Genomic DNA, 20,027 nt, shown 5'->3' with positions numbered 1-20,027 from the left:
GTAGTCAATCACGCGCACAGTGTGGTTACGCTGGGTACATGGAGCCGGCCACCCCCGACCCGATCCAGATCGCCGAACTGATCATCGCCTGGTCCGGTGGGATAATTGCGGCTTTTGCACTACTGGTCACCGCGTTGACAGTCGTCTTCGTGCTGGCGGGTTTCGTCGGAGTCCGGGAACTACGCACCATCCGGCGCACCGGGGCCCGCGCCCGGCTCGAACTGGACCGGCAACGGGTCGTCGCCCAGGAGATCGTCGCCCAGGCCGACCGGGCGATCCTGCAGGCCGAGACGCTGTCCGGGCAGACCGACACGCTGGTCGGCCGGGTCGAGACCGCCGTCACCCGTGCCGAACGTCAGTCCGAGCAGGTCCACCTGCTCATCGAGGACATGCAGTCACGGCTGAGCGACTTCGACCACCGGCTGACCACCCAGGTCGAGGTCTCCTACCTGTTCAACCTCGGTGAGGCCGCCTACTGGGAGGGCTACTACGAGAAGGCGGTGGAGTGCCTGCGCCGGGCGGTGGAGCTCGACCCGCGCAACCCACGGGTGCGCTACCGACTGGGCCGGTCACTGACCAACCTCGGCGAGGACGCCGCCGCCGAGGAGGAGCTCACCACCGCGATGGCGTACAAACTGCCGGCGGACGCGACCGAGCGGGCCCTGGCCCTGCTGCACCGCTACGCCCACCCCGACCGGGCACTCGCGTACGCACGCAGCGCCACCAAACACGGCCCCGACGACGCCCAGAACTGGAACTGCCTCGGTCTGCTGCTGCGCGACAACGGTGACTTCACCACCGCGCGCGACGCCCACCAGCAGGCCAACCGGCTGGACCACGAACTGGTCGCGACGCCGTTCTTCCTCGCCCTGCTCGCCGCCCAGGCGCAGGCGCTGCCACACGCCCGGGACCGCTCGGCCGAGGCGATCAACCGGCTCGACTCCAGTGAACGCCGGGCGAAGATCAAGCCGATGTGGACCTCGCTGATCCGCTGGACCGACGAGGTGCTGCGGGGCAACTACGCCGAGGCCGACCTGCACGCGGCGGTGCTCTACCAGACCTGCCAGTCGACCCGCCGGGCCCGGGAGATCTGCGACCACATGGACTTCCTGCTGCGGGCCCTGGCCCGGGAGGAACACCGCGAACGCTATCTCGGCGCCATCGAGCGCACCTGGCTGACCGGCCGCGTCGGCTGACGCTGCGGACCGTCGGCTGACGTCAGGACTTACGGCGGGCGTCAGGACTTACGGCTGACGTCAGGACTTGCGGCGGGCGCTGGCACCGGAGATGACCGCCACCCCGGCGGCGGCGAGGCCGACCTGCAGCGCCAACTCGATCCAGTCGGGCCCCCGGGTGTCGGCCACCCCGATCAGACTCGCGACGAGCGTGCCGAGCAGGGCTGCCACCACCCCGATCAGCAGCGTCACCCAGATCTTCAGATCCTGCTTGCCGGGCACCACCAGCCGCCCGAGCGCCCCGACGATGAGACCGATGATCAGTGCCGAGAAGATGCCGCCGATTTCCATCTGCTGCCTCCTTGTGCCGCCTGACCGGGTTGGCCGGCCCTTCCACCATGCCAGAACCAGACAACCACCAGGCAACCACCGGATGGCCACCGACACCAGGGCCGGTCGACCCTCCGCCGCCGCGTCCAAACACAGTGGACTGTTTCACGACATGGTACTTCTCAGTGAATTCGCAGCTTGACGACGTAGGGTCGGGGGTAAGACATCGGTGTCCTGGCCCCGTCACCCCTCGACTGGAGCATTGGCATGTCGGCACCGGGCGCAACCACCAGCGCACCGAGCAGCCCCCCGACCGCGCAAGCGTCGCGACCGCAACGGCGTACCCCGATCTGGGCGGTGCTGACCGTGGTCGTCGGCAGCCTGCTGATGGCGACCAGCGCCGCCGCCCTGGTCACCAGCCGGGTCCTCGTCGAGCGCTACACCGGTCAGATCCAGCAGCAGGACCTGCTGGCCGGCGCGGCACGGCTGCCGGCACAGGACGAGGAGCCGGGCGAGGCACTCGACGGACCGGTCACGATGCTGCTGCTCGGCGTCGACGAGCGGGGCAGCCGCCCCGGCGAGATGCGGTCCGACACGATCATCATTTTGCACATCCCGGAAACCCACGACCAGGCGTACCTGATCTCGGTGCCCCGGGACACCTGGGTCGAGGTGCCGGCGTTCGCACCGAGCGACCATCCCGGCGGCGAGTCGAAGATCACCGACGCGTTCTTCGCCGGATCCCGCAACGGTGCCGGCCGGGCCGGCGGGGCCCAGCTCGTCGCACTCACCCTCAAGGAGCTCACCGGGATCGAGTTCGACGGTGCCGCGATCATCGACTTCGGCGGCTTCCGCGACGTGATCGACGCGCTCGGTGGCGTCGAGATGTGCGTCGACCAGCGGGTCATGTCGCAGCACATGCGCCTGGTCGACGGCACGCCGACGTGGCTGGCCGAGGCCCGTGAGGTGGGCGGCGGCGAGGAGCTCTGGCACGAGGTGGGCTGCAAGCGGATGGCCGGCTGGGAGGCCCTCGACTACTCCCGCCAGCGGTACGGCCTACCCAACGGCGACTACGACCGGCAACGCCACCAGCGACAGCTGATCAAGGCCATGGTGCAGGAGGCCAGCAGCACCGGCGTACTGACCGACCTGGCCAGGATCGACCGGGTGATCACGGCGGCGGGCAAAGCGTTCGTCCTCGACACCGGCGGGATCCCCATCGCGGATTTCGTGTTCACCCTGCGCGGGGTCACCGCCAATGACCTGATCATGGTGAAGACCAACGGCGGCGAGTTCAACCCGGCCGGATTCAGCAGTACGGCGGCCGAGCGGCTCACCCCGGAGAGCCTGGAGATGTTCGACGCCGTCCGCGCCGGCACCCTCGACGATTACCTGCTGGCCAATCCCGACGCCGTCCAGCAGGACTGACGTCGGACCGCTGCCGCGTCCGTACGGGTGGGGGAAATTGTCCCTACGACACCCGCGGACATACGTCACCGTGATTTCCTCCGTTCCGTCCACATCGGTACGGTGTGCGCATGGCCGCCGCATACCCGGTACGGGTCAGCTTCACCGATCACATCACCGCCACCGACTGGCAGGCGCTGCAGCAGGCCGGTCAGCTCGTGCAGATCCGGCGCAGACAGGGGCTTTTCCTGCAGGACGACCAGAGCCGCGACGTCTTCGTCCTGGTCTCCGGTGCGGCCAAGGTGTACCGCACCGAAGCCAACGGCAGTGAAACCATGTTGACCGTACGCTCCACCGGCGACCTGCTGGGCGACATCGCGGCGCTGGACGGAACGCCCCGGTCGGCCAGTGTCTCGGTGCTCAGTCAGATGACCGCCCGCAAACTCACCAACGAACAGTTCCTCACTCTGGTCGAGGAGCGGGGGCTGCACGTGGCGCTGCGCCGGTACACCAACGCGCGACTACGCGAGTCCGACGAACAACGCGTGGAGATCGCCTCCCTGCCGGTGCCACAACGGCTGGTCCGGGCCCTGTTGCGACTCGCGAAGGCGGGCCCGGACGGACCCCGCCGGGCCGTCCTCGATCTCGGCATCTCCCAGGACGGCCTGGCGCAGTTGATCGGCGCCTCCCGCAACGCGGTGGTAACCGCGATCAGCGAATTGCGTCGCGACGGCCTGCTGCGCACCGCACCACGCCGCTTCGAATTACTCGACGTCGATCGACTCGCGACCATCGGATACCGCGCCCGGCCGTACGACGACAACGGACGACGACAGCCGCGCCCCGACGACGACCCGGACCGCCGCCGCTGACCGAACAGGTCGACGGCACCCCCAACTGTCGATCAAGTAGCGCCCTGTTCAGGCGGCTGCGGTCCGTCGAGGGTGCATAGTCGCCGGCAAATAGCGACTGTGCCCACTGGATGGCAGAGATCAGTGCCGGATCCTCGGCAGGATGCGAGGCCGACGATCTCGAAGCGACAGGAGCACCAGTGGTCGCCATACCTGCGCCATTCACCACCACCAGGGAACTGCCCCCGTACACCGGCGTCCTCGCGGTCGACGCGTTGGGCTTCACCACCGAGCCCGGCAGCACCCACCAGCACATCAGCCACCTGATTCCGCAGCTCGTCCGCCAGGCGTTCGACGAGTCCGGCGTGGGCGAGGCATGGCAGTCGCCGCCGTTCTTCGCCAACACCGGTGACGGGCTCGCCATCGGCGTACCGACCAGGCTGCTGCCCGCGCTGGTCCATCCGTTCCTCGCCGTCCTGCAGCAGGTGCTGACGAACCACAACGCCACGGTCCTGCGTGGTCAGCCGGTCATCCGGCTACGGGTCAGCCTGCACGTCGGCCCGCTGCCGGTCGACCCGGACCGGCCCGAGTACTCGGGAAACGGCACCGCCCGCAACGACACCCACCGGCTGCTGGACTCCGACGCCGTCCGGATCATGCTGGCCGCCGCCGAACCGTCCGTCACCCACGTCGCGGCGATCCTGTCCGACCGGGTCTTCTGCGACGTCGTCCGGGACGGCTACACCAGCCGGCACCCGGACCATTTCATCGAGGTCGCGGCGAGCGTGCCGGGCAAGGGATTCAGCCAGCGTGCCTGGCTGTACGTGCCGGAGCCGTCCGGCAGCCTGCTGGCGGCCCCCCGGTTCGCGGTGCAGCCGGCCGGGCAGCCGGCCGGGCCGGAGCAGGACCAGGCCGGGTCGGCCCAGCCCACCGGCGCGGACGCGGGCCGGGAGCCGGGCGCCGACCCGCGACGGGCCCCGGACCAACGGGGTGAGCTACGGATCCGGCGCAACTCCGGGCAGGCCGCCAACCAGGTCAACGGCGGGATGTGGCAGTCCCGGGGTGGGCGTACCGGATGACACTGACCGACGGACTCGACGATCTGCTCGACGACGACCTGCTCGGTGCCGACGAACTCGGCCCGGAGCCGGCCGCCAGCGTCGCCGTCACCCACAACGACGGGCAGGTCGCCCACACCGTCTACGGCGGACTCCACCAGTACGTGCAGCGGGTCCGTGACTACCACGAGCTCAGCCCCGACTTCGTACGGGACCGGCTCGACGGCTTTGTCGACCCCGGCTACCACACCGTCGGCGGCGACCGGCTCGACGGCGACGGCGCGCTCACCCTGCTGCGCCGCTACGGCGGAGCGATCCTGGTCGGCGGGCCCGGCACCGGCCGGTACACGGCGGCGCTGCGCCTGCTGCAGGGCACCGGACAACAGCTGCGGGAGATCCGCCCGACGTACGATCCGGCGCGGCAGGAGCAGCTGACCGTCGCCGAGCTGCCGGTCGCGACGGGCTTCGCGTACCTGCTGGAACTGCCCGAACAGGCCCACCACATCCAGTACGGCTTCGCCCGCGACCTGGGTGCCTACTGCGCCAGCCTGGCGCGCCGCGGGTCCAGCGTCGCGGTCACCGTCACCGAGGCGACGTGGGCCCAGCTCGGTGCGGTACGCGACGGCCCGGTACTGCGGGTCGGCGTACCCCCGCCGGGTCAGGTCCTCGGGTTACGGCTGCGCCGGTTGCGCCCCGACCTGGATCTGCGCTGGCTGGTCGACGACCCGCAGGTGGTCGAGCTGCTGGCCGCAGCGGCACCGGCCGAGGCGGTACGGCTGGCGCAGCTCGCCGCCGACGTGCTGGCCGTGACGGTCGGGCCGGTGGCCGCCGACTCGCCGGCCGGCAAGGAGGTCGTCGCCGCGCTGCTCTCGGCGTACCACAACTGGGAGGCCGAGCTGACCACCTGGTTCCACCAGCACCCGGATCCGCACCACCGCGCCTTCCTGGTGGCCGCCGCCGCGTTGGAGGGTTCCCGCGCCGGGCGGGTGCTGGCCGCCGCCGAGGCGCTCGACGCCCGACTCACCGACCCCGCACAGCCTGCCGGGCTGCGCCGCGACGGCGTACGGGCCCTCGTCGCCGCGGTCGACGCCGACCTCGGCCCCGATCACGTGGTCCGGTTCCGCCGGGCCCGGTACGCCGAGGCGGTGCTCGACTTCGTCATCACCGACCGGGCCGACACCTTCCAGGCGGAGCTGTGGCGGTGGGTGGCCGACCTGCCGGTGCGAGGTGACCAGCAGCGGTCCAGCGTGGACCGGGCACTGGCCGCCCGCAGCGCCGAAATGGTGCTGCACACGGCGCTGCGGCGGCGTGCCCCGGAGGTCCTCGGCCAGGTGGCGTCGCCCTGGAGCCGCCGGGCCGAGCTGCGTGCCACGCTGGTGCAGATCCTCGGCATCGCCGCGCTCAGCCCGGAGATCGGTGCGGCGGTCCGCCAGCACCTCTACCGCTGGGCGCACTCGGGCGGCCGGCCTCAGCTGCTGATCACCGTGGCCGAGGTGTGCGGGGGGCAGCTCGCCGACTTCTACGTCGAGCAGGCCATGGTGCGGCTGAGCCATCTGGCCCGGCACGGGCTGGTCGAGGTCGACGACGCGGTGCTCGCCGCGCTCGCCGCCCTCTGGCAGCGGTCCCGGCTGCGACAGCCGGTGCTGCTGCGGCTGGCCCACTGGCTGGCCGGCGATCAGCCGCAACGGGCAGCGCTCGCCGCCCGCGCGCTGGAGCGCCTGGGCCGCCCGCCGGGCACCGGCCCCGCCGGAGACCCGGCCGGCGGCGACGCGGACGACACCGTCGGCGCTCCGGCCGCGACGGACGACACCGCCGCCGGTGACACCGTCGGTACCGCGCCGCGTCGGGTACGGCGGCCGGACGCGGTACTCACCGAGGTCGTCGACGCGGCGGTGGCGGTGCAGGACGACGTCGGCATGGCGCTGGGTCGGGCGTTGGACGCCCGGCAACTGCCGGACGGCATCGAGACGCTGCTGCACCGCTGGTTCGACGACGCCGCCGCCGACCCGGAGATCGTCGGCACCCTGACCCACGTGCTCGGCCGTACCGTCACCGCCGGTCCGGCCGCCGGCCGCCGGGTGGCCCGGTTGCGGGCGCTGCTGGCCGCCTGGCCGACCAGCGACGACCCGGCCCGCCAGGCGGTGCTGCGGCGGCACCTCGTTCATCAGCTGCACCGTGCGGACCCGATCACGGCCCGCCGGCTCTCCCGCCCTTCCCAGGAGCTGTGATGCCCGGATTCCTCGACCTGTTCCGCGCCCCCGTGCCGCCCGTCCCTGCGCCCCCGCCGGCCCAGGACGTCTTCACCGACCGGCTGCCGGCCGCCCTGGCCGGCACCGAGTTCGTCGCCACCTTCACCGCCGCCTGGCAGCCGCTGCGCCCCAGTGACCGGGCGGCGGCCACGCTGCGCTGGTGTCTGCTCGACGCCGCCCGCCGGATCGCCGCCAACCGCAAGGTCACCGAGCGGACCATGCTGGAGGCCGAGCTCAACACCCGGATGCCGCAGGTGGACCTGACCGCCTCGCATCTACGGCTGCTGAGCTGCACGATCAGCCTCAAGGTGGACAGCGAGGCCGAGCAGGACACCAAGATGGTCGACAAACTCAGCCGGGAACTGCGGTTGCAGCGCATGCGTCACCAACTGGAGCAGGAGCAGATGACGTACCTGCGGGAGCGGGTGCTCACCGATCCGACGACCGCCCGCTGCTACTGGCTGGCGCACCATCCGGGCACCTTGGAGCCGCTGCTCGACGACACCTTCGAACGGGTCGCGACGAAGCTGACCGGCGGCACCGACCAGCAGGGTTCGGTGATCGCCGAGACGGTGCACGACTTCGTCGGCGGGCTCAGCCCGGAGGAACGCCGCTACCTGCTGGACCGCCTCGGCGACGTCTTCGTCTCCTTCGACCGGGGCGACCTCGCCGGCCGGGTGCTCGACGCCTGACCGGTGCCACGGGTGCCGGACGGTATCCACGTCACCGGCGTCGTCAGCACAGGTCGGCGTCGTGCACCAGCAGCGCGACCTGCACCCGGTTGTTCAGCTCCAGCCGGGCCAGCAGCCGGGACACGTACGCCTTGACCGTCGCGACGCTCATGAACAGCTCGGCGGCGATCTCCGCGTTGGACCGGCCCTGGCCGACCGCGACGGCGACGTCGCGTTCCCGTGGGCTCAGCTGGTCCAGGAGTCGGCGGGCGCGGTCCCGGCGCCCGGCCTGCTCCCGCTGCGGTCCCGGCCGCCGCCCGACGGCGGTGGCCGGGACCGCGTGCGGCCCGACTGCGGTGGCCGGGACACCGGACGGCCCGACGGCGGTGGCCGGGTCGGCAGGCTGTCCCGCCACATGGGTGATGAGCCGGCGGATGACCGCCGGGGAGAGCATCGGCTCCCCGGCGTGCACCCGACGCACGGCGGCGACGATCTCCGCCGGTGGGGTGTCCTTGAGCAGGAAGCCGCTGGCCCCGGCCCGTAACGCCCGCAGCACGTACTCGTCGGCGTCGAACGTGGTCAGCACCACCACCTGGGGCGCGTCGGGCCGGGCGCGCAGCGCCTCGGTGGCGGCCAGCCCGTCGACCTGCGGCATCCGGATGTCCATCAGCACCACGTCCGGTCGGCAGGCGGCGACCGCCGCCGGCACCTCGGCACCGTCGCCGGCCTCACCGACGACCCGCAGCTCGGCCGCGCCGCCGAGGATCATCGACAGGCCGGCCCGGACCAGCGGATCGTCGTCGACGATCAGGACCCTGATCACAGCCGGTCCGGTCGGGCCGGTCCGGCCGGCCGCCGCCGGCGGGTCCGCCGCGTCGGATGCCGGTGTCACGTCGGCCACGGCAGCCAGACGGCGAGTCGGAAGTCACCGGTTTCGGTCGGACCGTGGACCAGCCGGCCACCGGCCAGGGCGGCGCGTTCGGCGAGGCCGACCAGCCCGGTACCGGTGCCCGGAATGGCGGTGGCCGCCGGTGCCAGCGGCTTACGGTTGACGACCTCGATGGTCAGCCCGTCACCGGGCCGACCGGTCATGGTGACCCGGGCCGCCGCACCGGGGGCATGCTTACGGGAGTTGGTCAGGCCCTCCTGCACGATCCGGTACGCCGTACGGCCGAGCCCGGTCGGCAGTTCCGGCGCGCCGTCGATCCGGTCGACCAGACGTACCCGGGCGCCGGCCTGCCGGGACTCGTCGACCAGGGCCGGAAGGTCGGCCAGGGTCGGCTGGGGAGGTTGGGGAGGCTGGGACGGCTCCGCCGGTCGGTCGTCCGGGGCAGGGTCGGTGCGCAGTACGCCGATCACCTCCCGCAGGTCCTGCAGCGCCTGATGGGCGGTCACCCGGATCACCCCGGCGGCCCGGGTGACCTCCTCACGGGGCGCGTCCGGGCGGAACTCCAACGCCCCGGCGTGCAGGCTGAGCAGGGATATCCGGTGCGCCAGGACGTCGTGCATCTCCCGGGCGATCCGGGTGCGTTCCAACTGCCGGGCCTGGCTGACCCGGAGCTGCTGCTCGGCCTCGGCGCGGTGGGCCCGGTCCCGCAGCGACAGGATCAGCTGCCGGCGGGCCCGCACGAACATCCCCCAGGCGAGCACGGCCCCGAGCACCAGACCGGTGAAGCTCACCGCCCCGATCAGGCTCAGATCCGGGTCGGGGTAGACCAGGTAGTACACCGGCGCGAGCACCAGGTGCCCGGCGGTCGCCGCCGCCGCGATCAGGAACGGCCGGTGCACCGCCAGGGTGAACAGCAGCACCAGCAGCGCGATACCGCCGGTCACCGACAGCAGCCCGACCGGCGCGGCCAGCACCACCAACGCCAACGGCCAGCGTCGGCGTACCCAGATCGCCGCGCAGCCGACCAGCCCGAGCGCCACGTCGAGGCGGTACAGCCAGTCCGACGACGGCCCGGCGGCGGTCATCGTGGGCTGCGGCTGCCGCAGGTCCCAGGCCGCCCAGACCAGGTAGGCGACGGCGAGCCCGAACGCGACACCGTCGACGATCCAGTCGCGGGTGCTGCGCCGCCGGGTGCCGGCCGGCTCGGCGACCAGTGCCGCAGGCAGCAGCCAGGGGTTCTCCGGAGCCGGCACCGCACTCATCCGCCCAGCGTACGGAACCGGCGCCGACCCGCGACAGCGACCAAAGTCGGCACCGGAGCACCGACCAAAGTTCATCCGACAATGGTCCGACGACGCGCCGGGATCGACCGTCGGCCGCTGCGCCGGCGGCTGCCCGACCGCGACGCTGGTGCGGTGATCGAGATACGCAACCTCACCAAACGGTACGGGCGGCAGGTCGCCGTCGACGACGTGTCGTTCACCTGCGCTGCGGGCACGGTGACCGGATTCCTCGGGCCGAACGGCGCCGGCAAGTCCACCACGCTGCGGATGCTCTGCGGCCTGGCCGCCGCCTCGGCCGGCTCCGCCACCGTCGACGGGGTGCCGTACCGGCGGCTGACCGATCCGGGGCGGGTGGTCGGCGTACTGCTGGACGCGGCGGCGATGCACCCGGGCCGCAGCGGCCGGGAGACGCTGACCGTCGCGGCGCTGGCCATGGGGGTGCCGGGCCGACGGGTCGGTGAACTGCTCGACCAGGTCGGGCTCAACCAGGCGGCGGCCCGTCGCCGGGTGCGGGCCTACTCGCTGGGGATGCGCCAGCGGCTCGGCCTGGCGCACGCGCTGCTCGGCGAGCCCCGGGTGCTGGTCCTCGACGAGCCGGCGAACGGGCTGGATCCGGAGGGCATCTTCTGGATGCGGGAGCTGCTGCGGGACTTCGCCGACCGGGGCGGCACGGTGCTGCTCTCCTCCCATCTGCTGCGGGAGGTGGAGGCGGTGGCGGACCGGCTGGTGGTGATCGGGGGTGGCCGGATCGTCGCCGACGGCGACAAGGCGGAGCTGCTCGCCGGCGACGCCGGCACCCTGGTCCGGGCCCGGGACCCGCAGGCGTTGCGGGCGGCGCTGCACCGGGCCGGCCTGGCCGTCGACGAGGTCGACGGCCGGCTGCTGGTGCAGGCCGGACCGGAGGCGGTCGGTCAGGTCGCGGCGCAGATCGGTGCCGTGCTGCTGGAGCTGCGGCCGGCGGACAACGGCGGCCTGGAGCAGATGTTCCTGGCCCTGACCGCAGGTGACTCGGTACGGGAGGCGGTCCGATGAACGCACTGTGGTGGCGGCTGATCCTGGTCGAGCTGCGCAAGATGCTCGACACCCGGGCCGGTTCGTGGCTGCTCGGGGCGATCGGGCTGTCGACGGCGGCGATCGTCACCGTGATGGTGATCTTCGCCGAGCCGGCCGAGCAGACCTTCGCGACCTTGTTCGTGCTGGCGCTGCTGCCGGTCGCGTTCCTGCTGCCGGTCCTGGGGGTGCTGCTGGTGACGACCGAATGGTCGCAGCGCACCGCGTTGACCACCTTCGCGCTGGTGCCGGTACGCCACCGGGTGCTGGCGGCGAAGCTGGCCGCGGCGGTCGTCGCCTCGGTCGCCTCGGTGCTGACCAGCCTGGCGTCGGCGGCGGCCGGGATGGCGGTCGCGTCGGCGACCGGCGGCACCGGCGGCACCGGCAGCTGGCGGATCGAGGCGGCGCTGATCGGCTACGCCGCCCTGTTCCAGGTGATCAACGTGGTGATGGGGGTGGCGTTCGGCATGCTGCTGCTGAACACCCCGGTCGCGATCGTGCTGCTGCTGTTGCTGCCGACGGTGTGGACCGTCCTCGGCGGCATCGTCGTACGGCTGCGCGGCGTCGCCGAGTGGCTGGACCTCACGTTGACCACCGAGCCGCTGCTGACCGCCGAGGTGACCGCCGGGCAGTGGGCCCGGTTGGCCACGTCGGTGGCGGCCTGGGTGCTGCTGCCGCTGGTCGCCGGGATGCTGCGGATCCAGTGCCGTGACATCGCCTGACCCTGATGGTGCCGGCACCGTCGTGGGGCCCGGTCCCGGGCAGCGGTACGGCGTGGCTGTCCTGCTCGCCGGGCTCGGCGCCGGGGTCGGCGCACTGGTCAAGCCGGTTGCCGGCTGGGCGCTGAGCCTGCCCTGGGTGCCGTTGGCCGGCCCGCTGCGCCTGATCGACGCGGTGCCGCCGGTGCCGGCGTTGATCGGCGGGGTGCTGCTGGGGGTCGTCGCCGGCCTGGTGCTGGCCGCCGCCGACGCCGACGAACATCTGTCCGTCGTGGTCGGCCGGGACCGGTTGACGTTGCGGCGCGGCGAGTTCCAGGCGACGGTACGCCGAAGCGAGGTCGGTGCGGTGTTCCTGGACGGCACCAGGTTGGTGGTGCTCGGCCACCGTGGCGAGGAACTGTGTTCCCGGGCGGGTGACGTCCCGGCCGCGCGGCTCGATGCCACGTTGACCCGGTACGGCTACCCGTGGCGGCCCGACGGTGATCCGTACCGGTCGGCGTACCGCCTGTGGGTGCCCGGCCTGCCGGGGCTGCCCGCCGGCGCGGACGCGCTGTTCACCGCCCGCCAGCGCGCCCTGGACCGCGACGACCGGGCCGAGGCGGAGCTGCTGCGCACCGAACTGGCCACGATGGAGGTCGTGGTCCGCGACGAGGTCGTGCCGCAGGTCGGGCGGCGGCAGTTCTGCCGGGTGGCCACCGGCTGATCGTCGTTACCGGACCCGGCGGGCGAGGTGACGGCGTTACCGGGGACGCGCCGCTGGGTACAAGGGTGCCCATCCGCCGACGCGGAACCCGACGGGCCCCCGCCCGAGACGGGCCGGTACGGCGAAGTGACCTTGAGGAGGAAACGATGCGACGCGGTTCGATATCCGGGGTGATCGTGCTCATCTGGCTGGTCATCGGTCTGGTGGCGGCGGTGCAACGTGGCTACTTCGAACGCGACGACACCAACTGCGCGCACGCCGGCAGCACCATCGTCACGGTGCTCGCCGGCCCGCTGAACTACATCGGCGTCAACCCGCAGGTCGACTGCGACCTGCCGGAACCGTCCGAGTGACCGGAACCGGTCCCGGGTGACCCGTACCGGTCAGGCGTCGGCGAGGTGGGGCGGGAAGCCACCGGTGGCGACCGGCCCCCACCTGTCGATGGTCAGCCGGATCAACGACTTGCCCTGCCGCCGCATCGCCTCGCGGTACTCGTCCCAGTCCGGGTGTTCGCCGGCGATGCAGCGGTAGTACTCGACGAGCCCGTCCAACGCCTGCGGCAGGTCGACGACGGTGGCGGTGCCGTCGACCTGCACCCACGGCCCGTTCCAGTCGTCGGAGAGCACCACCGCCGACACCGTGGGGTCGCGGCGGATGTTCACCGCCTTGGCCCGGTCCGGGTAGGTGGCGACGACCAGCCGCCCGTCGGTGTCGACGCCGCAGGTCACCGGCGAGGACTGCGGGCGACCGTCGGCCCGGGTCGTGGTCAGCACCGCCCGGTGCCGGGTCCGCAGGAAATCCACCAGCCCGGCCCGGTCGACCCGGGTGTTCGTCGCGATGGCACGTGCCACGGGTGGGCTCCCTCGGGTCGGCGCCCACGACCTGCGGGCGCATCTGGACCGGACCGGCACAATGATCCCATGCCCGCTGCTGGCCGACCGCCGTGTGAGCCGATCACCCCGACCGCCACCCGGCCGGTCCGCCGCCCGGTGCTCGTGCAGAGCTGGCACGATCTGGCGTTCCTGCACTGGCCGGTGGACCCGTCGGTGGTCGCCGGGCTGCTACCGCCCGGCACCCGGCCGGACACCGTCGACGGCGTCACCTACGTCGGGCTGATCGGGTTCCGGATGGTCGGCGTCGGCATGTTCGCCGGGCCCGGCATCCCGTACCTGGGGACCTTCTGCGAGACCAACGTACGGCTCTACTCGGTCGACGACGCGGGTCGGCGGGCGGTGGTGTTCCGCTCGCTGGACGCGGCCCGGCTGGTGCCGGTGCTGGTGGCGTTGGCCAGCCTGCGGCTGCCGTACCGGTGGTCGTGGATGCGGCTGGACCGCACCGGTGACACCCTCACCTACCGGTGCCGGCGGCGGTGGCCGGGGCCGCGCGGCGCGGCCAGCCGGATGTCGGTCCGGGTCGGCGCGCCGATCGCCGAGCCGACCCCGCTGGAGCATTTCCTCACCGCCCGCTGGGGTCTGCACGAGCGGGTGTACGGCCGGACCCGCTACCTGCCGAACGACCACCCTCGGTGGCCGTTGCACCGGGCGGAGCTGGTGGACCTGGACGACGGCCTGCTCGTCGCCGCCGGGCTGCCCGCCCCGGACGGACCACCGGTGAGTGTGCTCTACTCCCCCGGCGTACCGGTCCGCTTCGGCGCCCCGGTCGCCGTGCCGTGAGACCGGCCGGCCGGCCGTCGTGACCTGAGAGCGGCCGTCCCGGCGTGCGGCCGGCGCTGCGGTCGCGGAACTTGCCCCCGAAGATCACAATGCGGGGATGGCACGACGATGGTGGGCAGTGGTCGCGACGACGGTGCTGGTGGTGACGACCGCCGGCTGTGTCGACGGGGGCGCGTCGCAGTTGCCGGCCCGCGTCGGGCAGCTGCCGGAGCAGGTCCGTGGGCTCGGTCCGGCGGTGTTCGCCGTGGCGGTGGCCGACGAACGCCGTACCGACCTGACCGGGCTGGTGGCGGTGGAGCGCTTCGGCGACGAGATCGCCGGGGTGGCACCCGACCGCCGCCATGCCGAGATCGCACTCGGCGACCCCCGCTTCCCGACCGTCGCCGACGGGCTCGCCGAGGACCGACGGGCCGCCGTGCTCACCGACGGCCGGATCGTCGACGTCGCACTGCCCGACCACGTCTACCTCCGGACCGCGACCGGGGTCGGCCCGCAGTTGTCGATCACCGGGCCCCGCTGCCTGATTGTTCGCCCGGACGGCACGGTCGAGCAGCCGGCGGTGGAGGCGGCCTGCGTCGTCGCCGACCACGGCGGCGTGATCTGGCAGGAGCGACCGGGCGACCGGTTCGGCGGGGTCGACCTGACCACCGGGGCCGTCAGCCCGGCGATCTCGCTGCCCACCTACCCGTTCGCCGCCGCACCGGACGGACGGCTGCTGGCCGCGCTGACCGACGAGCGGCCGGCGCGGCTGATCATCGCGGACACGGCCGACGGGAGTTGGCGCCCGACGGTCGAGGTCGCCCGTACCTTCGTCTCCGGGGTCTTCACCGACGCCGGGTTCGCCGTGACGCACCTGCGGGACGGGTTGCGGGCGGTGAGCGTGGTCCAGCCCGACGGCGTGGTCCGCACCCTGCTCAGCCCGGTCGGCGACGTGACGTTCGCGCCGGCCGGCCGGTACGCGCTGGTGGAGGAGACCGGGTCCGGTGCCCGGCGGTTGGCGGTGCTGGACCTGACATCGGGGTCGGTGGTGCCGGTGACGGAGGCACCCGAGCCGGCCGGTGCGTCGCCCGCCGGTACGTCGCCGACCGCCCCGGCCGGTGACGCGGGCCGGCCAGGTCCGACCGATCTGCCCCCGGTGGCGGGCAGCCTCGCCGTCGCGGTGGCCGGCGAGGCGGCGCTGGTCGTCGAGCTGCCGTACGACGCGGATGTGCGCCGCGACGCCGACCTGCCCAACCGGGTCTGGTCGGTCGATCTGGCGAGCGCGACCGCACGGCCGGGCCCCGACCTGCGGGGGGTGTCGTCGGCCACGGTTCTGCCCTCGACCGGGGCGTCCCTGGCGGCGCTGCGGCTGGGGCCCAGCGGTGACGCCATGACCATCGACACAGCCGGCACCGTCACCACCGCCGGATCGCTGGCGACTCCCCGGACCGCGTTCCCGGACGGCACGGTGCTGCACGATCTGCACGACGAGGACGGCGAGCTGCGCGTCGACCGGGTGCTGCTCACCGACGGCGCGGGCCACCGCACCGAGATCGCCACCGGCGGCGGCTCCGGGCAGCGGGTGGGTGGTGTGCTGGCGACCCCCGACGGCGCGTACCTGCTCGTCTCGCTGCGGTCGGATCGCGGGGGCAGCCGTCCGCCGGGGCCGGAGGATGCCCTGGTGCTGGTCCGCCGGGACGGCACCGGCGAGCCGCTGGTGCTCTACCAGGGGGCGGTACTGGTCAGCCTGGGCTTGACCACCGAATAGGCAGGCGGACGCGGGACGACGGTGGGTAGCTGGGTCACAGGTCGCGTAGGGCGCGGTGCAGCAGGTCGCGGCTGGCGTCGGGCGGTTCGGCCTCGATGAACAGCCGGCCGACGGCGGCCGCGTACCGGTCGACGTCCTCCCGCTTGTCCAGGTAGAGCGCGCTGGTCAGGTGCTCCAGGTAGACCACGTCGGCCAGTTCCTGCTCCGGGAAGCGCAGGATGCTGAAGGCACCGCCGGCGGCGGCGTGGCCGCCGCTGCGGAACGGCACCACCTGCAGCCGTACGCCCGGCAGCTCGCTGATCTGGGCGAGCGCTTCGATCTGACCGCGCAGCACCCGGGTCCCGCCGATCGGCCGGCACAGCACCGCCTCGTCGACCACCGCCCAGATCCGCGCGTCCGGTCGGTCGAGCACCCGCTTGCGGGCCATCCGCAGCTCGACCCGCCGCTCCACCTCGGCGGCACCGGAGCCGCTGAACCCGATGCTGACGACGGCCCGCGCGTACTCCTCGGTCTGCAGCAGCCCCGGCACGAACTGGATCTCGTACGTACGGATCAGGCTGGCCGCCGATTCGAGGTCCAGGTAGTACTGGAACCAGGTGGGCAGCAGGTCGGCGTACGGGTGCCACCAGCCCGGCTGGTTCGTCTCCCGGGCGAGGGTGGTCAGCGCCGTCCGCTCGGCGAGGTCGACGACGCCGTAGAGGGTGAGCAGGTCGTCGACGTCGCGTTCCTTGAATCCGACCCGGCCCAGCTCCATCCGGCTGATCTTGGACTCGGAGGCCCGGATCGCCCAACCGGCGTCCTCCCGGCTGACCCCGTTCGCCTCCCGCAGCCGGCGCAGCCGGGCACCGAGCTGCATCCGGCGGACCGTAGGTCCGCCGGTCGGCTGCCCGTGCTGCCCGACCACGATGATGGCGGCGGCTACGGCTTGCGGCCGACGCCGCAGTACTGGTCGGATTCGGGTAGCCGCGCCTGGTCCGGCTCCGGCCGCCAGCGGTTCACCGGTGCCACCCCCGGCTCGACCAGGTCGAGCCCGTCGAAGAACCGGCTGATCCGCTGTGGGCTGCGCAGGTGGTACTGCGGGTTGGCCGATTCGTTCCAGATCCGGGCGGCCTCGACCACGCCGGGACTGGTGTCGGCACCGTCGTAGAGGGCCAGGTAGCTGCCGGACGGCAACGCGTCGAGCAGGCGGCCGACGATGCCTGCGGCATCGTCGTCGTCGGCGATGTGACCGAGAATCCCCATCAGCATCAGCGCGACCGGCTGGCTGAAGTCGAGGGTACGGCCGGCCTCCCGCAGGATCGACTCCGGATCGCGCAGGTCGGCGTCGATGTAGTCGGTGACGCCCTGCGGGGTGCTGGTCAGCAGGGCCCGGGCGTGCACCAGCACCAGCGGGTCGTTGTCGACGTAGACGATCCGGGCCTCGGGTGCCACCGCCTGGGCGACCTCGTGGGTGTTGTCGGCGGTCGGCAGGCCGGTGCCGATGTCGAGAAACTGGCGGACGCCGGCGGGGCCGGCCAGGTGGCGCACCGCGCGGGCCAGGAAGTCCCGGGACAGCCGGGCGTTCTGCGCCATCTCCGGGAAGGCGTCGCGGATCTGGTCGCCGACCTCCCGGTCGACGGCGTAGTTGTCCTTGCCGCCGAGCAGGTAGTTCCAGATCCGGGCGGTCTGCGGAACGGTGGTGTCCAGCTTGGGCGCTGGAGCGGGCCCGTTCGAGGGGTCGTCGACCACGGTGCATCCTCACGATTCGGGCATGAACGAACGGTTCGCACTATAGCCCCGACGATCATCGCCGCCAAGGTCGCTTGTAGAATTTCCACATCGTTTTCTGATCACCTCGGCGGTACGGCGAGCAGCCGCCGCAGGTCGGCGACCGGCTGCGGCCGGCCGTACCGGTAGCCCTGCCCGCGTGGGCAGCCGATCGCCGCGACCGCCCGGTGCTGCGTCTCGGTCTCCACCCCCTCGGCGACCACGACCAGCCCGAACGCATCCGCCAACCGGGTGACCATCTCGACCGTCGCGTACGCGGTCGCGTCCCGGGTGTCGAGCCGGTCGACGAAACTGCGGTCGATCTTCAGGTCGGTGGCCGGCAACCGGTGCAGGTAACTCAGCGACGAGTAGCCGGTGCCGAAGTCGTCGATCGAGATCCGTACCCGCAGCTCCCGCAGCCGGCGCAGGCCGGCGAGCACCTCGTCGGCGCTGTCGATCAACGCCGTCTCGGTCAGCTCCAGGGTCAGCCCGGCCGGTGCGAGCCCGGCCGCCGTCAGCGCCTCGTCGACCGTACCGACCAGATCGGCACGGAGCAGATGGGCCGGGGCCAGGTTCACCGCCACCGACATGCCCGGCGCCAGGTCCTGCCAGGACGCCGCGTCCCGGCAGGCGGCGGCGAGCACCCACCGGTCCAGCGGCAGCACCAGCCCGGTCTCCTCGGCCAGCGGCAGGAACCGGGCGGGGCTGAGCAGCCCGTGCCGGGGATGCCGCCACCGTACGAGCGCCTCGGCCGCCCGGACCACCCCGCTGCCGACCTCGACGATCGGCTGGTACGCCAGCTCGAACTGGTCGCCGTCGTCGACCGCGCGGCGCAGGTCGGCGATCAGGTCGGCGCGGGTCACCGCCGCCTCCCGCAGGGCCGGCGTGCAGAACCGGTACGCCGACTTGCCGGCCGCCTTCGCCGCGTACATGGCGATGTCGGCGTCACGCAGCAGGTCGGCGTCACCGGTGTGCTGCGGCCCATACGCGGCGATGCCGATGCTCGCCGACGTGCCGCTGCCGTCGGCGAGCGCGGCCAGCAGCCGCTGCGCCAGCCGTTCGGGATCGGCCGCCGGATCGTCACGGCGGTCCGGCTCCGGGCCGGCCGACGGGTCGAGCAGGACGGCGAACTCGTCGCCGCCGAGCCGGGCGGTCAGCCCCGCGCCGGCCACGACCGCCCGCATCCGGGTCGCGACCTCGGCCAGTACGGCGTCGCCGCTGGCATGGCCGAACCGGTCGTTGACCTGTTTGAACCCGTCGAGGTCGAGCAGCAGGACCGCGACGGCGGCCCGGTCGGGGTCGGCCACGGAATCCGGGTACGGCTCTCCCGGCTGGTCGCCGTGCCCACGTCGGGCGACGATGGCCTGCCGGAGCCGCCGGGTGAACAGCAGCCGGTTCGGCAGGCCGGTCAACTGGTCGGTGTAGGCGAGTTGCCGCAGCCGCGCGGCCAGCCGCCGGTTCTCGTTGGCGGCCAACGCCTGACGCAGGGCGAGCGCCGCGAGCAGCGCCACCGCACTGCCCTGCACCACCGGTACGGGTTGCCCGGCGACGACGATCGCCACGATCGCCGCCCCCACCGTCAGGTACGGCAGCGCCACCCGCCACCACGGTATCGGCGCGGGTTCGGCGGTCTCGTCGAGGCGGCCAAGGTCGGCCGGGGGCGGGTAGCGGCTGGCGCAGGCGACCAGCAGGTAGCTCAACGGCCAGCAGACGTCGATCGGATGCCCGGCCTGGTACTGCCCCTGGGCGATCAGCGACACGTACACCGCGTCGGCTCCGGCGCGCAGGGCGAGGCTGGCGCCGAGCAGGGTCAGCGGCGGCCACAGTGGGCGTGCCGGCGCGGCGACCGAGATCAGCACGACGAGCTGGATCAGGTCCAGCATCGGGTAGAACATGCCCAGGCTGCGGGCGGTGCCGTCCAGGTCGGCACCGGCCATGTCCCGGTAGACCACGACCCAGGCGACCGGGACGAGCGCGAGTCCGACGATCACCCCGTCGAGCACCACCCGGGCCCGGCCCAGCCCGCTGCGGGGCGCGGACACCGCCGACAGCAGCGCGGCGGTGCCGGTGACGATGCCGGCGACGAAGACCGCGCCGATCAGCGGGGTGTGCGGCAGCCCGTCGGCACCGAGCCGGTTGACCGTCCAGATGGTACGGCCGGCGGCGGCCAGCCCCATGGTGGCCGCCAGCAGCAGCCAGAAGCGGCGCAGCGCCGGCGGGTGCCGACCGGCGGTCTCGGCGCAGGCGACGGTGGCGCAGCCCGCGACGACGGTGGCGCCGAGGTCGCTGGCGAGCGCCGCCGCCGGTCCACCGGCGACGAGCCAGACGACCTCGACCGTGGCGGCCCCGACGCCGACGCCGAGGGCCGCCGTACCGGCTCGTCGGGGCCGCGCCGGCACCGGACGGTCTGCTGCCACCGGCGGAATCTATCGTCCCGTACGGATGTTGCTCGGTAGGCTGTCGGCGAGTTTACAAG

Annotated in this window: 19 protein-coding genes; 12 read left to right on the top strand and 7 right to left on the bottom strand. The window is 73.0% G+C overall.

Going from position 1 to position 20,027, the window contains the following annotated elements; translation table 11 throughout:
- The first annotated feature begins 38 nt into the window (after positions 1-38).
- A complete protein-coding gene (locus tag ACN28F_RS21430) occupies positions 39-1,196 on the top strand; it encodes a tetratricopeptide repeat protein (protein WP_289209706.1) in 1,158 nt (385 codons plus the stop codon).
- Positions 1,197-1,256: 60 nt separating this feature from the next.
- Here ACN28F_RS21430 and ACN28F_RS21425 read toward each other — a convergent pair whose 3' ends face one another.
- The gene (locus ACN28F_RS21425; RefSeq protein ID WP_289209705.1) at positions 1,257-1,526 is read right to left on the bottom strand and encodes a GlsB/YeaQ/YmgE family stress response membrane protein; all 270 of its coding nucleotides are present in this window, start codon (positions 1,524-1,526) and stop codon (positions 1,257-1,259) included.
- A gap of 246 nt (positions 1,527-1,772) precedes the next feature.
- Here ACN28F_RS21425 and ACN28F_RS21420 point away from each other — a divergent pair, with 246 nt between their 5' ends.
- From ACN28F_RS21420 to ACN28F_RS21400, 5 genes are all read left to right on the top strand, one after another.
- Positions 1,773-2,933, top strand: a complete 1,161-nt coding sequence (locus ACN28F_RS21420) for an LCP family protein (RefSeq protein WP_289209704.1) — start codon at positions 1,773-1,775, stop codon at positions 2,931-2,933.
- 110 nt (positions 2,934-3,043) lie between these two features.
- Positions 3,044-3,784: a Crp/Fnr family transcriptional regulator gene (locus tag ACN28F_RS21415; RefSeq protein WP_289209703.1), complete on the top strand. Its 741-nt coding sequence runs from the start codon at positions 3,044-3,046 to the stop codon at positions 3,782-3,784.
- Positions 3,785-3,963: 179 nt separating this feature from the next.
- Entirely contained in the window at positions 3,964-4,842 is an 879-nt protein-coding gene (locus ACN28F_RS21410; protein ID WP_289209702.1) for a hypothetical protein, read from the top strand.
- A complete protein-coding gene (locus ACN28F_RS21405) occupies positions 4,839-7,049 on the top strand; it encodes a hypothetical protein (protein WP_421359407.1) in 2,211 nt (736 codons plus the stop codon). Before ACN28F_RS21410 ends, ACN28F_RS21405 begins: the two co-directional genes overlap by 4 nt.
- Positions 7,049-7,762 carry a hypothetical protein gene (locus ACN28F_RS21400; protein WP_289209700.1) on the top strand — a complete coding sequence of 238 codons (714 nt, stop codon included), beginning with the start codon at positions 7,049-7,051 and terminating at the stop codon, positions 7,760-7,762. Before ACN28F_RS21405 ends, ACN28F_RS21400 begins: the two co-directional genes overlap by 1 nt.
- Before the next feature lie 43 nt (positions 7,763-7,805).
- On the opposite strand, the gene ACN28F_RS21395 is transcribed toward ACN28F_RS21400, so the two are convergent.
- Together ACN28F_RS21395 and ACN28F_RS21390 are read right to left on the bottom strand one after the other, a co-directional pair.
- Positions 7,806-8,651, bottom strand: a complete 846-nt coding sequence (locus ACN28F_RS21395) for a response regulator (protein ID WP_421361467.1) — start codon at positions 8,649-8,651, stop codon at positions 7,806-7,808.
- A complete protein-coding gene (locus ACN28F_RS21390; RefSeq protein WP_289209698.1) occupies positions 8,630-9,892 on the bottom strand; it encodes a sensor histidine kinase in 1,263 nt (420 codons plus the stop codon). Before ACN28F_RS21390 ends, ACN28F_RS21395 begins: the two co-directional genes overlap by 22 nt.
- A gap of 153 nt (positions 9,893-10,045) precedes the next feature.
- On the opposite strand from ACN28F_RS21390, the gene ACN28F_RS21385 reads away from it, so the two are divergent.
- From ACN28F_RS21385 to ACN28F_RS21370, 4 genes are all read left to right on the top strand, one after another.
- A complete protein-coding gene (locus ACN28F_RS21385) occupies positions 10,046-10,945 on the top strand; it encodes an ATP-binding cassette domain-containing protein (protein ID WP_421361465.1) in 900 nt (299 codons plus the stop codon).
- Complete coding sequence (locus tag ACN28F_RS21380) at positions 10,942-11,685, top strand: ABC transporter permease (RefSeq protein WP_421359405.1); 744 nt, start codon at positions 10,942-10,944, stop codon at positions 11,683-11,685. Before ACN28F_RS21385 ends, ACN28F_RS21380 begins: the two co-directional genes overlap by 4 nt.
- Positions 11,672-12,385: a YqeB family protein gene (locus ACN28F_RS21375; RefSeq protein WP_289209696.1), complete on the top strand. Its 714-nt coding sequence runs from the start codon at positions 11,672-11,674 to the stop codon at positions 12,383-12,385. The genes ACN28F_RS21380 and ACN28F_RS21375 overlap by 14 nt, the downstream gene beginning before the upstream one ends.
- 146 nt (positions 12,386-12,531) lie before the next feature.
- On the top strand, positions 12,532-12,738 hold the full coding sequence (locus ACN28F_RS21370; RefSeq protein ID WP_289209695.1) for a hypothetical protein: 207 nt from the start codon (positions 12,532-12,534) through the stop codon (positions 12,736-12,738).
- Between the two features lie 30 nt (positions 12,739-12,768).
- On the opposite strand, the gene ACN28F_RS21365 is transcribed toward ACN28F_RS21370, so the two are convergent.
- Entirely contained in the window at positions 12,769-13,236 is a 468-nt protein-coding gene (locus tag ACN28F_RS21365; protein ID WP_289209694.1) for a PPOX class F420-dependent oxidoreductase, read from the bottom strand.
- Positions 13,237-13,305: 69 nt separating this feature from the next.
- Between ACN28F_RS21365 and ACN28F_RS21360 the strand changes: the two genes are divergently transcribed.
- Together ACN28F_RS21360 and ACN28F_RS21355 are read left to right on the top strand one after the other, a co-directional pair.
- On the top strand, positions 13,306-14,058 hold the full coding sequence (locus tag ACN28F_RS21360) for a YqjF family protein (protein ID WP_289209693.1): 753 nt from the start codon (positions 13,306-13,308) through the stop codon (positions 14,056-14,058).
- 97 nt (positions 14,059-14,155) lie between these two features.
- Positions 14,156-15,805 (top strand): hypothetical protein, encoded by a 1,650-nt coding sequence (locus ACN28F_RS21355; RefSeq protein WP_421359403.1) that lies wholly within the window; start codon positions 14,156-14,158, stop codon positions 15,803-15,805.
- A gap of 34 nt (positions 15,806-15,839) precedes the next feature.
- Here the strand turns inward: ACN28F_RS21355 and ACN28F_RS21350 are convergent, their stop codons facing one another.
- The 3 genes from ACN28F_RS21350 to ACN28F_RS21340 form a co-directional block, all read right to left on the bottom strand.
- Positions 15,840-16,715, bottom strand: a complete 876-nt coding sequence (locus ACN28F_RS21350; RefSeq protein WP_421361463.1) for a helix-turn-helix domain-containing protein — start codon at positions 16,713-16,715, stop codon at positions 15,840-15,842.
- A gap of 8 nt (positions 16,716-16,723) precedes the next feature.
- Complete coding sequence (locus ACN28F_RS21345; RefSeq protein WP_289209690.1) at positions 16,724-17,533, bottom strand: SAM-dependent methyltransferase; 810 nt, start codon at positions 17,531-17,533, stop codon at positions 16,724-16,726.
- Positions 17,534-17,634: 101 nt separating this feature from the next.
- On the bottom strand, positions 17,635-19,968 hold the full coding sequence (locus ACN28F_RS21340) for a putative bifunctional diguanylate cyclase/phosphodiesterase (protein WP_289209689.1): 2,334 nt from the start codon (positions 19,966-19,968) through the stop codon (positions 17,635-17,637).
- Positions 19,969-20,027 lie beyond the last annotated feature (59 nt).

The organism is Solwaraspora sp. WMMA2101 (assembly GCF_049179175.1).
Classification (GTDB): domain Bacteria; phylum Actinomycetota; class Actinomycetes; order Mycobacteriales; family Micromonosporaceae; genus Micromonospora_E.
The sequence above is the reverse complement of the archived record's forward strand: the minus strand, read 5'-3'. Positions and strand labels throughout refer to the sequence as shown.